Origin of the sequence: Streptomyces sp. PR69, from assembly GCF_026420845.1 — a bacterium.
Taxonomy (GTDB): Bacteria; Actinomycetota; Actinomycetes; order Streptomycetales; family Streptomycetaceae; genus Streptomyces.
Genome location: NZ_JAOWCB010000012.1, coordinates 35,014 through 49,440, shown reverse-complemented (window position 1 = coordinate 49,440; position 14,427 = coordinate 35,014). Strand labels below are relative to the sequence as shown.

10 protein-coding genes and 1 tRNA gene are annotated in these 14,427 nt (G+C 72.6%); 3 read left to right on the top strand and 8 right to left on the bottom strand.

What is annotated here, in order from left to right; all coding sequences use genetic code 11:
* Window positions 1–156: 156 nt before the first annotated feature.
* The 3 genes from OF819_RS14165 to OF819_RS14155 all read right to left on the bottom strand — a co-directional run bounded on the left by OF819_RS14165 (window position 157) and on the right by OF819_RS14155 (window position 4,810).
* Window positions 157–744: a lytic polysaccharide monooxygenase auxiliary activity family 9 protein gene (locus OF819_RS14165; protein WP_267243860.1), complete on the bottom strand. Its 588-nt coding sequence runs from the start codon at window positions 742–744 to the stop codon at window positions 157–159.
* A 188-nt stretch (window positions 745–932) separates the two neighbouring features.
* Window positions 933–3,440 carry an SPFH domain-containing protein gene (locus OF819_RS14160; RefSeq protein ID WP_267243859.1) on the bottom strand — a complete coding sequence of 836 codons (2,508 nt, stop codon included), beginning with the start codon at window positions 3,438–3,440 and terminating at the stop codon, window positions 933–935.
* Between the two features lie 56 nt (window positions 3,441–3,496).
* Window positions 3,497–4,810, bottom strand: coding sequence for a peptidoglycan-binding protein (locus OF819_RS14155; protein WP_267243957.1), 1,314 nt, complete (start codon window positions 4,808–4,810; stop codon window positions 3,497–3,499).
* Window positions 4,811–5,005: 195 nt separating this feature from the next.
* Here OF819_RS14155 and OF819_RS14150 point away from each other — a divergent pair.
* From OF819_RS14150 to OF819_RS14140, 3 genes are all read left to right on the top strand, one after another.
* A tRNA-Lys gene (locus OF819_RS14150) sits at window positions 5,006–5,079 on the top strand.
* Between the two features lie 157 nt (window positions 5,080–5,236).
* Entirely contained in the window at window positions 5,237–7,042 is a 1,806-nt protein-coding gene (locus OF819_RS14145; RefSeq protein ID WP_267243858.1) for a glycosyltransferase, read from the top strand.
* Window positions 7,039–9,009, top strand: coding sequence for a kelch motif-containing protein (locus tag OF819_RS14140; RefSeq protein WP_267243857.1), 1,971 nt, complete (start codon window positions 7,039–7,041; stop codon window positions 9,007–9,009). Before OF819_RS14145 ends, OF819_RS14140 begins: the two co-directional genes overlap by 4 nt.
* Window positions 9,010–9,141: 132 nt before the next feature.
* On the opposite strand, the gene OF819_RS14135 is transcribed toward OF819_RS14140, so the two are convergent.
* The 5 genes from OF819_RS14135 to OF819_RS14115 all read right to left on the bottom strand — a co-directional run bounded on the left by OF819_RS14135 (window position 9,142) and on the right by OF819_RS14115 (window position 14,425).
* Window positions 9,142–10,146 (bottom strand): glycoside hydrolase family 6 protein, encoded by a 1,005-nt coding sequence (locus tag OF819_RS14135; RefSeq protein WP_267243856.1) that lies wholly within the window; start codon window positions 10,144–10,146, stop codon window positions 9,142–9,144.
* 175 nt (window positions 10,147–10,321) lie between these two features.
* Window positions 10,322–10,999: a class F sortase gene (locus OF819_RS14130; RefSeq protein WP_267243855.1), complete on the bottom strand. Its 678-nt coding sequence runs from the start codon at window positions 10,997–10,999 to the stop codon at window positions 10,322–10,324.
* A gap of 2 nt (window positions 11,000–11,001) precedes the next feature.
* Entirely contained in the window at window positions 11,002–11,835 is an 834-nt protein-coding gene (locus OF819_RS14125; protein ID WP_267243854.1) for a hypothetical protein, read from the bottom strand.
* Window positions 11,836–11,976: 141 nt separating this feature from the next.
* Complete coding sequence (locus OF819_RS14120) at window positions 11,977–12,756, bottom strand: HAD-IIA family hydrolase (protein WP_267243853.1); 780 nt, start codon at window positions 12,754–12,756, stop codon at window positions 11,977–11,979.
* A gap of 85 nt (window positions 12,757–12,841) precedes the next feature.
* Window positions 12,842–14,425, bottom strand: coding sequence for an alkaline phosphatase family protein (locus tag OF819_RS14115; protein ID WP_267243852.1), 1,584 nt, complete (start codon window positions 14,423–14,425; stop codon window positions 12,842–12,844).
* Window positions 14,426–14,427: the final 2 nt, after the last annotated feature.

Here is a 14,427-nt window from a genome sequence, read left to right as displayed (position 1 = left end):
CGGCGGCTCCCTGTCTGCGCTCGGGTCTCTCCGGGCCTGTGCCTTCCCTCCGTCCACCGCCGTCACGCGAGTCTGGCGTCCACTCGCCCGGAAATCGCCGCCGCGCCCGGCCCCCGCAGAAGCGCGGCGCGCGGCGGCGACCAGCCGGCCACTCGGTCAGAACTGCACGTCCGAGCAGGCGTAGAAGGCGTTGCCCGTGTCGTGCACGGTCCACACGGCCAGGATCAGATGGCGTCCGGACTTCTGCGGCAGCGTGCCGGAGTGGGTGAGGGTGGGCGGCGGCTGGTTCCCGCCGTACGGCACGGTCAGGAACGGCTGTGGCTCAAGCGCGGCGCGGGTCAGCTTCTGGCTGGGACTCCAGCCGTTCTTGGTGATGAAGTACTTGAAGTCGGTGGTGCGGTGGCGGGCGGTGAACTGCCAGCGGAAGGTGTAGTTCTGCCCGGACGAGACGCTGGTGGCGGGCCAGGCGCCGCCGCGCGGGTCGTCCAGCTCCGCGAAACGGCCGTTGCCGCCCGCGCAGATGGCGCCGTCGGCGGGCCCGGCGGCCGGGAAGCCCTTGGGGCCCTCGACGCTCTGCGGCTCCCACTGGATCTGGCCGCAGTTGGAGACGGTCTTGTTGGCGCAGAGTTTCTGGCGGCTGATGGGCGAGTCGGTGTAGCCATGGCTGCTGGCGCTGCCCGTGGCGAGCAGGGACACGCCGGTCACGGCGAGGCCGACGACGGCCGCGCCTATCTTTTTGCGCATGCTTCGCTCCTGAGAAGAACGTGGGGGAGTTCTGTGAGCCGTGCTGCACGCGTGCGTTGTGGAGTGCGGCGCGATCCCGGGGTTGGCGGTGCCGCGGGACACGCCGATCCAGGTCTAGACCAAGTTTCAATGTATGGAACGGAGTTCACCTTGTCCAGACCACTCGCTCCCCTGCCACGACCTCGCCCTCAGCCCTCCGGCCGCTGTGAACGCCCTGTGTAGAAGGCCACGGTGAGGTCCTTGACGAGCGCCTTGCGTTCGTAGTCGTCGAGTTCGACGAGGCCGCGCGAGGTCAGCCGGCTGACCGTGTCGTCGACCGCGTCCACGACCGACGTCAGCACGCTGTCCCGGTGCTTGGCGTCGATCGCCGCGATGCGCCTGCGCTGCATCGCCGCGGCCACCTCGGGCGCGTAGTCGATACGGGTGGGCTGTGCGGAGAACACCTCGATGCCGATGGGGCGGCACTCCGCCTGGAGCAGCCGGGTGAGCGAGTCGCCCACAGCCTCGGCGTTGCGCAGCGTCGGAGCGTCCTGGTGCAGCTGGTGGAAGACGTCGGCGGGAAGCTGGGACAGCACCCGCGCCATCGCGGACTCCACATGCTCGCGCAGAAAGCGTTCATGGTCCTCCACGCCGAGCGCCGCACGGACCGTGTCCTTGACCCGCCACACCACGAGCACGACGGCGCGCAGCGCGGTGCCGTCCGCGTCGACCACCGGCATCGGCTCGCTGCGCCAGTGCCGCAGCCGTACGTCGACACGGCGGCGGAGCAGCAGCGGGCTCACCCACAGCAGGCCGGTGCGGCGGACGCTGCCGCGGTACTCGCCGAAGAGCGTCAGCACCATGGCGTACCCCACGCGGCCGCGGCCAAGGCCGCCGAAGCCGAAGAGGGTGAGCAGGACGCCCAGCGCGAGCAGGCACCAGACGCCGAAGCCGATGCCGGTGTACGTGTACGAGGGGAGCCCCAGCAGCCGTGTCAGCCAGCCGGGCAGCACCCCGGCGCCCCACAGCACCGCGCCGATCCCGGCGGCGGCGGCCGACCCGGCGACCACCCCGATCCAGCCCGGCAGCGCGGGGCCCGGCCGCTCGGCCAGCTTGGGGTCGAGCAGCGGCGCGGCCCGCGGCGTCAGCGGCTCCGGCGCGATCGGCCGCGCCTTGGGCAGCTGCACCTTGGGGAACTCCCCGGTCAGGGGCTTTCGGTTCACCACCGCGGGAGGCAGTGGGATCGAGCCCGTGTCGTCGTCGCGGAACAGCAGATGCACGGGGATCTCGGTGGTCGTCTCGCTCGCGATGAGCGGGTTCCGGCGCGAGGAGCCGCCGGTCTGCTCGCCTGGCGCGCTGTCGGGGGGCGCACCCGCGAGCCGGCTCGCGTCTGACACGGCGGGCGCGTGCGGGGGGCTGTCCTGGCCGCCCGGAATTGATCCCGCGTGCCCCTGCCCGGCGGCGTCGTTGAGCAGATCAGCGGCGGAGGGCCCAACGGCGGCCATGAACACCGCCCGCGGGGACGAGCCCGCATCCCCGGGGGCGGCGGCTCCGGCCTCGCGCCCCGGCCCCTCCGGCTGTCCCGCCCCCCTGCCGCCGTACGACGCCGGACCCGCGCCGGACCCCGCCCGCGCGGCAGCGACCCCGTCGGCGTGGTCCGGCCCGCACGCCGCCGCACCCGCAGAAGAGCCGTTCCCGGCCGTGTGCCGCGACTGCGCCGCCGACGGTTCACCTCCGTCGGCGGACGCCTCGTCCGGGAGCCCCGGACCCGGGCCGCCGTGCGACGCCGGCCGCCCGCCGGCGGAGTCCGCGGGCACATGGCCGGCCTGCCCGCCGCCGTCTTCCGCCGGTCCAGGCTCGTACGACGGCACGGCGGTTGCGCCGCCGCCCTGCCCTGCCGACGACGCCTCGTCCACACCGGCGGCGGACAGGCCCGGGGCACTCGGGCCCCGGTCGCCGTCCGGGACCGAGTCCGCGTCGGCCCCCGGCCGGCCGGCGGTGGACCCGGTACCCGGCTGCGAACCGCCGGGCACGGGCTCGTGCCCCGCTGCCGACGCCACTGGTTCCGGTCCGGCGGCGGCCGGGTCGGGGGATGCCCAGCCGCCCGCCGGACCGTCCGGCGCGGGAGACGCCCCCGCCGCATACCGCGCCGTTGGCCTCGACCGCCCGCCGCCGGACGGGGTGTATGCCCGACCGGTCCGCTCGTCGGCCGCCACCCCGTCCGGGAGAGCCCCTCCCCAGCCGCCGCCCGGCTCCGCCCCACCGGGCGTACCGGCCGCCGGCGTCCTGTGCGCACCGGCGGAGTCCGGGCCGGTCCCGGCCCGCAGCCCCGAGGCCCGGCCGTCCGGCGTGCCATCCGGCGGAACCACGACCACGTCCGCGTACCACGGCTTCGCCGCCACCGGTTCTCCCGCATCGGCGCGCTTCCCGCCAAAGCCGCTGCCCGCCGCACCGGCGGAGGCACGGCCCCAGGGGTCCCTGGCCCGCGGCCCGTCCGCCGCAGAGCCGGCCGGTCCCGTCGGCGGGCGGGCCGGCGCGCCGCCGGTCCGGCCGCCCCTCGCCGCGTGGGCGTACGCGGTGCCCGCGCCGCCGGTGAGGGGGCGGACGTGCACCGGCGGATCGGGCTGTTCGCCCGGTGCGCCGCCGTACGCCCCGTCCGGGTGCTCGGGCGGCGGCTGGGGCTCGCCGTGCGGCTCTGCTGGTGGGGTGGTGTTCATGGCTGCCGCCTCTGCTGGTCGTTCCGGCGTTGCTGTCGTGATGCGTGGGGGGCGGGTCAGGTGAAGAGCCGCCGCCAGGTCTCCGGGCCCGGATAGCCGTCAGCCGCGGCGCCGCGCCAGCCCTGGGCGCGCTGGAATGCCTCGACGTTGCGGCGGTCGGCCTCCGTCCAGCGGGGGCCGGGGCCGGACCGGTAGTGCGTTCCGTATCCGCGGGCGACGAGCTGCTGCCCGAGACGGGTCACATGGCTGTTCGACTGGCCGGGCCGGAAGTGGCCCGGCCCCGGGAAGGCCGGGGGCTCCGCCGCCGTCCCGCCCGATCCGCCCGCACCGCTGGACCGTGCCGCCGGGATGTCATAGCCGGCCCCCGTCACCAGCCGCCGCCAGGTCTCCGGGCCGGGGATCCCGTCCGCGCCCGCGCCCCGCCAGCCCTGGGCGAGCTGGAACGCCTCGGTGGCGCGGCGGTCCGCCTCGCCCCAGCGGGGGCCGGGGCCCACGCTGTAGAAGCGCCCGCCCCCGCGGTCGACGAGCATCTCGCCGAGCCGGGTGACGTAGTGGTTGTCGGCGCCCGGCCCGAAGAACCCCGCGCCAGGGAACACATCGGTCGCACTCTCGCTGCCCCCGCCCCCGCCGCCGCTGGTCAGGCCCTTGTAGCGGTACGCCACATAGCTGCCGGAGTGGGTCCAGTACGCCATCGGCGTGGCCTGCTTGCGGGTGTGCGGCTTGGTCTGCTCGTACGCGACGTAGTAGTCGTGCGTGTAGTCCGTCCAGCCGCCGAAGATCGTGACGTGCGACCCGGTGGTCGGGTTCAGCGGGTTGTGGAACAGCAGGATGTCGCCCGGCTGCAGATCCTCCCGGGAGATCTTCGTGGCGAACTGCGCGAGGCTGCCGGTCCACTCGTTGCCCGGCAGGTTCCACGCCATGGAGACATAGCCGGAGCAGTCCTGGCGGTACCCGTCCGACCAGTACTTCTGCATGCTGTACGGGACCTTGGCCGCCACCCACTTCTTGGCCCGGTTGATGATCTCCGCCCGGGTCATGGGGCGGAGCGGAGCGGCCTCCTGGCCGTCGGCGGGGCGGCCCGCGGGACCGGCGAGCGGGCGGCCGTGCAGGGGGCCCGCGCCGCCCTGCTCGGACGGCGGGTCCGGCTCCGCCACCCGGTCCGGCCCCATGGGGAGCCCGACCGCCGCCGCGCCCCCGGCCCCGGCGCCGCCGCCGAGCACCACGCCCGCCGCGGTCACCAGGACCAGCGCTCTCCGGCAGCCGTGCGCGGCCGGGTGCCCGCCCGCCGCGAGGGCCCTGCGCCGCTCGGCGCAGCCCGGGCAGTCGCAGTCGGCGGCCGGCTCGTACTCCTGGAACACCGGGACGGTCATGCGCTCCCCTTCCACACCCATCAAGATCTTCTGACGCTCTGTCACGTGCGCCAGTGTCTCAATCGTCTGGACATAACGCATTTTGACGGATGAAAAGGAAAAAACGACAACACGACAGGCCGGTGAGCCGCGAAGACGATCACCCGGCGGTCCGGAGCACCCGCCCGCGTCCGGTAGAGTTATGCAGGTCAGCAGGCGCCGCTAGCTCAGTTGGTTAGAGCAGCTGACTCTTAATCAGCGGGTCCGGGGTTCGAGTCCCTGGCGGCGCACGCGCATACCAAGACCCCCTTCACCAGCAGGTGAGGGGGGTCTGGTCATGTTCTGGGCAGTTTTTCTCCCGCGGTCCCCCGGGCATCGTGCAACCGCTGAGCGAAGGCCGTGTGTCTGTAGAGACAGCGCGCAGCCGGAACACTGCGGGGGGTACGGATGGCATCTGAGACCGGGCGCCCTCCCGGCCGTCCGGCGACGGCCCTGCCGCGGTACGACTACGAGCACTACAGCCGGCTCGCGGGCCCCCTCACCAGCCCCGATGACGACGCTCCCGGCGAGCGCGCCCCCGGCGGAGGCCATACGCCCGGCGACAGCGGCGCCCCCGGCGGCGGCCGCGCCGCCGACGGCCCCTACCGGGTGCGCTACCGCTCGCTGCTGTCGCAGGAGCCGCACCGCATCCGCGCCGCCCTGCTGCTGGGCGCCGCACCCCTGGTGTCGCTGGGGCTGCTCGTCTGGCTGATGCAGCCCCGGCACTGGACCGAGCGCGACCCGAACCTCGACAACGACACCCTCCTCGTCCTCGACGCGATCATGCTCGTCTCGATCGGCCTGATCGAGCTGTTCCGCACCCTGAACGTCCTGTCGAACGCACACGCGACGCTCGTGGCCCGCGACCCCGTCCCGGTCGTCCCCGAGAGCGGCACCCGCGTCGCCTTCCTCACCTCCTTCGTCCCCGGCAAGGAGCCGCTGGAGATGGTGACGAAGACACTGGAGGCGGCCGTCCGCATCCGGCACCGCGGGCCGCTGGAGGTCTGGCTGCTCGACGAGGGTGACGACCCGGCCGTCAAGGAGGTCTGCGCCCGGCTTGGCGTACGGCACTTCTCCCGCAAGGGCGTCGCCCGCTGGAACCAGCCCACGGGCCCGCACCGCGCGAAGACCAAGCACGGCAACTACAACGCCTGGCTTCAGGCCCACGGCGACGACTACGACTTCTTCGCCTCCGTCGACACCGACCACATCCCGCTGCCCAACTATCTGGAGCGGATGCTCGGCTACTTCCGCGACCCGGACGTCGGCTTCGTCATCGGCCCGCAGGTCTACGGCAACTACGACACCTTCGTCACCAAGGCCGCGGAGTCCCAGCAGTTCCTCTTCCACGCGCTGATCCAGCGGGCAGGCAACCGCTATGGCGCGCCCATGTTCGTCGGCACCTCCAACGCCGTGCGCATCCGTGCGATCCAGCAGATCGGCGGGCTGTACGACTCGATCACCGAGGACATGGCCACCGGCTTCGAGATCCACCGCGCCCGCAACCCGGCCACCGGGCGGAAATGGCGCTCCGTGTACACCCCCGACGTGCTGGCCGTCGGCGAGGGCCCGAGCGCCTGGACCGACTTCTTCACCCAGCAGCTGCGCTGGTCCCGCGGCACCTACGAGACGATCCTCAAGCAGTACTGGAAGGGCTTCTGCTCAATGCCGCCGGGCAAGCTCTTCAACTACACCATGATGGTCATCTTCTATCCGATGTCCGCGCTCAACTGGATCCTCGCCGCCCTGAGCTGCGCGCTCTTCCTGGGAATGGGCGCCTCGGGCGTACATATCGACCCGGTCATCTGGATGATGCTGTACGGAAACGCCTCCGCGCTGCAGATCGGCCTGTACATCTGGAACCGCCGGCACAATGTCTCGCCCCACGAGCCGGAGGGCTCCGGCGGCCTCGCGGGCATGGTGATGTCCGCACTCTCCGCGCCCATCTACGCGCGCTCGCTGCTGGACGCCGTGCTGCGCCGCAAAAGCTCGTTCGTGGTGACGCCCAAGGGCGACTCCTCCAGCCCCGACACGCTCTTCGGGACCTTCCGCATCCATCTGTTCTTCCTCGCCGTCTTCGGCGGATCGCTGGTCTCCTCGTTCTTCTTCGGGCACGACCACCCCGCGATGATCACCTGGGCCGCACTCGCCCTGCTGATCACCGCGGCGCCGATCGCCATCTGGCGGCACGAGATCTGGGGGCACAGGACATGAGCAGCAACGCCGCCCGCCGCGGCAGTCGCACCCCCCTGGGCCGCCGCGCCCGCCGCATCGCGGTCGCCGCCGCCGTGGTGATCGCCCTGGCCGGGATGAACGGTCCGGCCCTGTGGCGCTTCGCCTCGGAGCAGTACCGCGAATTCCGGATCAGCCGGCCCGCGTACAAGGCGGCCAACGGCCACTGGGAGCTGCTGGACGTCCCCGGCGAGTACCGGATCAACACCATTCACGCGGCCCTGCTGCACACCGGCAAGGTCCTGCTGATCGCGGGCTCCGGCAACGACCAGAAGAACTTTGACGCGAAGAAGTTCGAGTCGGTGCTGTGGGATCCGGAGACCGGGGAGTTCACCAGGATCCCCACACCGAAGGACATGTTCTGCGCCGGGCACACCCAGCTGCCGGACGGCAGACTGCTGGTCGCGGGCGGCACCAAGCGGTACGAGAAGCTGGAGGGCGACGTCACCAAGGCCGGCGGTCTGATGATCGTCCACAACGAGGACCCGGACGCGCCCAAGACGCTCCCGGCAGGCACCAGGTTCACCGGCAAGGCGAACGGCAGGACCTTTGTCTCCAAGGACCCCGTCCTCATCGAGCGCGCGGAGAAGATATTCGACCCCGCCACCGGGAAGTTCCTGCGCACCGAGGCCGGACTCGCCCGTGTCTATGTGGAGGCCGAGCGGTCCGGGAAGCAGTACGAGACCGGCGCCGAGGACAACTATCGCATCCACGGGCTCACCGGCGACGACCGGCGCAATGTGTACGGCACGGCGCAGAAGCTGGCGCTCGACAAGAAGGACTTCCAGGGCATCAAGGAGGCCTTCGAATTCGACCCGGTCGCGGAGCGGTACATCCCCGTCGACCCGATGAACGAGGCCCGCTGGTACCCCACGCTGACCACCCTCGAAGACGGCAGGGTGCTCGCCCTCTCCGGGCTCGACGAGATCGGGCAGATCGTCCCCGGCAAGGACGAGATCTACGACCCCGGGACGAAGAAGTGGACGTACACCGGGATCGAACGCCGGTTCCCCACCTATCCGGCGATCTTCCTGCTGGCGGACGGCCGGCTCTTCTACTCCGGCTCCAACGCCGGATACGGGCCCGCGGACGTCGGGCGCGACCCGGGCGTCTGGGACCTTGAGACCGACACCTTCGAGAAGATCCCCGGGCTGAGCGACCCGGACATCATGGAGACCTCGGCGACGGTGATGCTGCCGCCCGCGCAGGACCAGCGCTTCATGGTGATCGGCGGGGGCGGGGTGGGCGAATCCCGGAAGTCGACGCCCAGGTCCCGGCTGGTGGACCTTCAGGGCCCCAGCCCACGCTTCCGGGACGGCCCCTCCCTCGACGAGGGCACCCGCTACCCCAGCGCCTCCCTGCTGCCCGACGACACGGTCCTGGTCACCGGCGGCTCCCGCGACTACCGCGGGCGCGGCGCCTCCAACATCCTCCAGGCCCGCCTGTACGACCCCGGGAGCGGCGCGTACCGGAGGGTCGCCGACCCCGGGGTCGGGCGGAACTACCACTCCGGATCGGTGCTGCTGCCCGACGGCCGGGTCATGATCTTCGGCTCGGACTCGCTCTTCGCGGACAAGGCCAACACCCGGCCGGGCGCCTTCGAGCAGCGCATCGAGCTCTACAGCCCGCCGTATCTCCACCGCGGCCCCCGCCCCGAGCTGACGGACGGCCCCACGACGGTGGAACGGGGCGGCACGGCCGTCTTCCGCACCGCCGGCGACCCCTCCGCCATCCGCACCGCCCGCCTGCTGCGGCCAAGCGCCGTCACCCATGTGACGGACGTCGACCAGCGCGCGATCGCCCTCAAGGTCACGGAGACGGAGGACGGGGAGGGCGTGCGGGTGACGGTGCCGGGGAACAGGGCGGTGGTGCCGTCGGGGTGGTACATGCTCTTTGTGGCGGATGGGGAGGGGAGGCCGTCGGAGGGGGTGTGGGTCCGAGTGCGGTGACGCCTGCGGCGGGCCTTTTCCCCTCCCCGCCCCTTCCCGAAACTGGGGGCTCCTCAAGCGCCGGAGGGGCTGGAAAATCCAGCCTCGCCGGCGTTTGAGGCGCGGGGGCCCGGGGGCGGAGCCCCCGGGGGGTCAGGGCGCGTTGCGGGCGAGTTCCAGCGCGTAGCTCGGCCACCAGCCACCCGCCCGCGGCCCGCCCCGGCAGTCGCCGTCGGACTCCCCCGGCCGCTTGATCCACAGATACGCGTCGACGAGCGCGTCCGCGGTGCGGGCCGTCGGAGGCTCACCGAGCGCCCGGCCGGGCGGATTGCACCAGTTCTCCGATGGATCGCCGCCGGTGTAGGGGCCGTTGCCGTTGCGGCTGGTGTCGACGACGAAGTGCTTGCCGCCGACCTTCGACGACAGCGACTTGCCGAAGGCGATGCTGGCGTCGGTCGGATAGAAGTTGGAGACGTTCACGGCGAATCCGTCGGCCCGCTCGATGCCGGCCCGCCGCAGCGGCTCGTGCAGGGCGTCGGGCCGGGACCAGCCGGCGTTGCCCGCGTCCAGGTACACGGTGGTGTGCGGCTGCTGCTTGAGGCGGGCGATCGCCCCCGCGAGCAGGGCGTACCGCTCCTCGTGGAACTCGGGGGGCGTACAGCTGTCGACCAGGTGCAGCACCGCGTCCGGCTCAAGGATCACCGTGGCCCGCCGGTCCCCGATGCCCCGTGCGACCTGGTCGACCCATGTGCGGTAGGCGTCGCCGTCGGGTGCGCCGCCCTTGGAGAACTGTCCGCAGTCGCGGTGGGGGATGTTGTAGAGGACGAGGAGCGCCTCCCGGTCCGCGGCTGCCGCGGCCTCGGTGAGCCGCCTGGTCTCGGCTTCCGGCTCATCGGTGCCGATCCACTCGGCCACCGGCCGTGTGGCGATCCGTTCGATCAGCTCGGCGTTCCGCGTCTCTCCTGCCGCGCGGTAGGCGGCGGCCTGCCGGGCCGCGCTGCCGTCCGGGTTGACCCAGTACGACGTCTCGGCGGCGCGTTTTCCGCCTGCGGCGGGCGGCGGGTCCCCGTCGCCGCCCGATGAACACCCCGCCGGGGACAGCGCCGCCGCCACCCCCGCCGTGACAGCCAGCGCCCTGCCAAAACGACCGAAGTACATCCGTTCCCCCTCGAACCCTGCCGAGCCGCACGTCATCGGGCGGTTTCATCGTGGCACAGGGCCGGGGCGGGGGCAGCCCGGATCGTGTTCTGGGCCTGGCGGGTTCGCCGCACGGGAGTGACCACAGCCCCGCGGCACGCATCGGTGCACCGGCGCATCGGCGCATCGGCGCGCGTCACGCCTTCCCGACACCCGTCAGATACGCGGACACGACGACATTGGCCGTGTAGGCGTTCGCCCGGCTGTCGAACTCCCCGCCGCAGGTGATCAGCCGCAGTTCGGCGCGGCCCTTCTGGTGCGGTCCGTACGCCTTGTGCGCATCGAAGCGGCCGCGCTCGAAGACCTGGACGTCGTCGACCGTGAACTCCGCGACCGAACCGTCGTCCCTGGCGACCCTGACCTTGGCGCCGGGCCGCATGGTGCTCAGCCCGTAGAAGACGGCGGGCTTGGTCAGGGTGTCGACATGGCCGACGAGCAGGGCCGGGCCCCGCGCGCCGGGCTGGGCGCCGGAGTCGTACCAGCCGACCGTGTGCGGCATGGCGTACGGCGGCGGGTCGACCGCGCCGGCGGCGTCGAGGCCGCGAGCGAGCACGGGCGCGGCGACCCCTATCGAGGGGACCTCGACGCGGTGGGGTCTGGCGGGCTCCAGCGGGCGGTGGGCGGGCGGCAGTTCGACACGCAGCGGGCGGCCGACCGCCGCCACATCGCCGGTCGTGGGCGCGGATGCGCCGCGCGGCACGGCGGTGATCTCCCGTCCCCAGAGCCAGATCGCCAGCAGGAGCACCGCCCAGACCACTCCAGTGAGCAGCCGGCCGTTCCCTGACGGGCCGTCGGCGGAGGGGGCGGGGGACATCTTCAGTCCGCGCCCGGCCGGCGACGGCGCGAGGAGCGGAAGGCCACGGCAATCGCCGCGACGCCCGCGAGCACCAGGCCGATCACGGTGTGCGGGGTGCTGGGGCCGGTCTCGGCGACGTCCGGACGGGCGGACGGCTGTTCGGCCGCCTGTCCTCCGGCCAGGGTGGCGGTTCCGCCGCCGCCCGCGCGCACGGGCGCCACCGGGCTCGCGGGCCGCGGCGATGCCTGCGGCCCGCCCGCGGAGGGCCGCGGCTGGCCCGACTGCCCCGGCCGGTCCGCCAGCTGATCCTGCGCCGACCGGTCCTGAAGCCGGTCCTGTGCCGGCCCCGGCGGGTCCGGCCGCTGCGGGCGGCCCGCGGAGTCCTTCGCCGGGTCCGCCCCCTCAGGGCGCTCCGACCGCTCGGGCCGCTCCGGGCGCTGTGACAGATCCGGCTTTTGCGACTGCCCCGGCTGCCGGGAGGGATGCGGCTGGGCGTACCGGTGGACGACCTCGATCCGGCCGGCCTTCGGATGTTCCCGGCCGCCGCAGTCGACCTGGATCTCATACGCGCCGACCTTCACCGTGGACTTGACGGTGGTGCTGCCGATCAGCCGAGTGCGGGCGCCGTCGTCGGCGGCCAGTTCGGCGTCGGCGACGAACGCCTTGGACGAGACCGTCCCTCTCGCCTCCGGGCAGCCGGTGACCCGCACCTCCACCTCACCGCCGGGAGCCAGGGCAGCCGGCGTCGGCGTGGCCTTCACAGGGTCCGCGGCATACGCGGCCGGGCCGGCAGGCGCGATGATCAGTACGCCTGCCACCCCGGCACCGCGGAGCGCAATCAGTCCTGAACGCATCGTGAACCTCCCATATCAGAAGGTTCGTGCCCGGTGCGTTGCTTCGCATCCGCAGGGGTGGCCGACTAGCCCATACGGACGGCCGACCGGGTCAGCAGCGGTCCGGTGCAGTCCGGTGCGCTCTGCCGCGTTCAGATGCGTTCAGATGCGGTCGACCAGATCGGCGATCGAGTCGACGACGGTGGACGGCCGGAAGGGATAGCGGTCGATGTCCCCGGGGCCGGTCAGACCTGTGAGCACCAGGAAGGTCTCCATGCCCGCCTCCAGCCCGGCGAGCACATCGGTGTCCATCCGGTCGCCGATCATCGCGCTGGTCTCGGAGTGCGCCCCGATCGCGTTCAGGCCCGTGCGCATCATCAGGGGGTTCGGCTTGCCCGCGAAGTAGGGCTCCTTGCCGGTCGCCTTGGTGATCAGCGCGGCGACCGATCCGGTGGCGGGCAGCGGCCCTTCGGTTGAGGGGCCGGTCTCGTCGGGGTTGGTGCAGATGAACCTGGCCCCGCCGTTGATCAGCCGGATCGCCTTGGTGAGCGCCTCGAAGCTGTAGGTGCGGGTCTCGCCGAGCACCACATAGTCGGGGGCGTGGTCCGTGAGGACATAGCCGATGTCGTGCAGAGCGGTGGTCAGCCCGGCTTCGCCGATGACGTACGCGGTGCCGCCGGGCCGCTGGTCGTCCAGGAACTGCGCGGTGGCGAGCGCGGAGGTCCAGATGTTCTCCAGGGGCACCTCCAGCCCCATGCGCGCCAGACGGGCGTGCAGATCGCGCGGCGTGTAGATCGAGTTATTGGTCAGGACGAGAAAGGGCAGTCCCGCCTCCCGCAGCTTCTTCAGAAAGGCGTCGGCGCCCGGAATCGGCACGCCTTCGTGGATCAGGACACCGTCCATGTCGGTGAGCCAGGATTCGATCGGCTTGCGCTCTGCCATCAGACGGACTCCTGCCGTGCGCGTGGTGCGGTGGGTGTGGTGCCAGGGGCGCCGCGACGACGGTGTGGCGACGCCCCCAGCCTAGTCAAGCCCCCGTGACCTTGACCCCGTCGATCACCCAGTACCAGTTGTTCGCCCCTGTGTAGCGGAAGCGGAAGCTGACGTGCATCGCGGCGGACGGGCCGCCGGGGACGGGCACGGTCAGCGACTGGGGCTGCGAGATCACATCGGCGTCGTAGCGCTTGACGAGCACCGGCGTGCCGCCGTTGAAGGAGGCCAGGACCTCGGCGCGCTGGCTGCCCTCCTGCCGGTAGAAGGCGGTGAAGTCGAGGCGCGCGGCGCTCGCGCCGGATATGTCGTAGGCGGGGGTGACCAGGGTGGTGTCGTACGGCCCCGAGAACGACCGGTCCGACCACTCGTCGGAGTCGGCGACGGCGAAGACGCCGCGGGCCCGCACATTCAGTTCACGTTGCTGGTCGCGGTGGGTGCGGGACCAGAACTCATCGGTGGCGAAGGACCAGCCGCGCCACTCGGTCACCCCGCCCATGCCCATCGCGCTGTTGTCGATGGACCAGCCGCTGGGCGGGGTGCGGGTGAAGCCGAGCACCCCGGCCGGGATGCCCGTCTCGTCGACCCGGCCGGACAGGGAGGGGTGCAGCGTGTCGAAGGCGTCGGCCGAGCGCTGCTGGAGGGGCTTGCCGTCCAGGCCCCAGGACGGATCGGGGTCGATGCCCAGCTGGTGGAAGACGGTGGCGGCGACATCGACGAGCCGGGTGTCGACGGGCCGCGCGCCCGCGGGGATGCCGGGGCCCGCGGCAAGGACGAAGGTGCGCCGCTCCTCGATCGAGCTGCCCCCGTGGCCTCCCGCGTCCACATGGCCGTGGTCGGTGCAGACGATGACGGTCCAGCGCTCGGAGGCGTATGTGGGGCGGGCCTCGATCGCGGCCCGCAGCCGCCCGGCGTAGGAGTCCTGGACGGCGATGGCGTCGAGGTAGCGGCGGCCTGTGCCATGGGCGTGGGCGACGACGTCGGTGTTGCCGAAGTACACGAACAGCACATCCGGGTTCCGCTCGCGCAGGACCGCCTCCGCCTGGTCCGCGATGGTCGCGTCATGGCCGGCGTAGCCGTCCCGGTCGCCGTCGAGGGCCAGGACGGCGTCCGCTCCTGCGGTGACGGCGCCCTGGGTGTGCAGCGGCTTCCAGTCGACCGCCGCGTACGTGGACAGCTCGGGCCGTACGGCGGCGAGGCGCGCCAGGAAACCGGGGTAGCGGTCGTAGTCCTTGCCCGCGAAGGAGTTGTCCCGCACGCCGTGCTTGTCCGGCCAGACGCCGGTGGAGATCGTGGACCAGCCGGGCCCGGAGGAGGTGGCGGCCATGGGGTTCGCGTACAGCAGGGACAGGCCGTAGGCGCCGTCCCGCATCAGCTGCTTGAGGTGGGGTGCGTCGGCGGCGTCGATGCGGTCGTGACGCAGCCCGTCCATGCCGATGACGAGCACCTTGTCCGTGCTGACGCCGTCCGGGAGGGCGGGTGCGGCCGCGGCGGCGGCAGCGCGGGCGGCTGCGGCAGGGGCCGCGCCGAGGGTGACCGCGGCCGCCGCCGAAGCGGTCAGAACGGTTCGGCGGGGGATGGAGCGGCGGGTGGTGGAGCGCGGTGTTCCGTCGTCGGGCATCT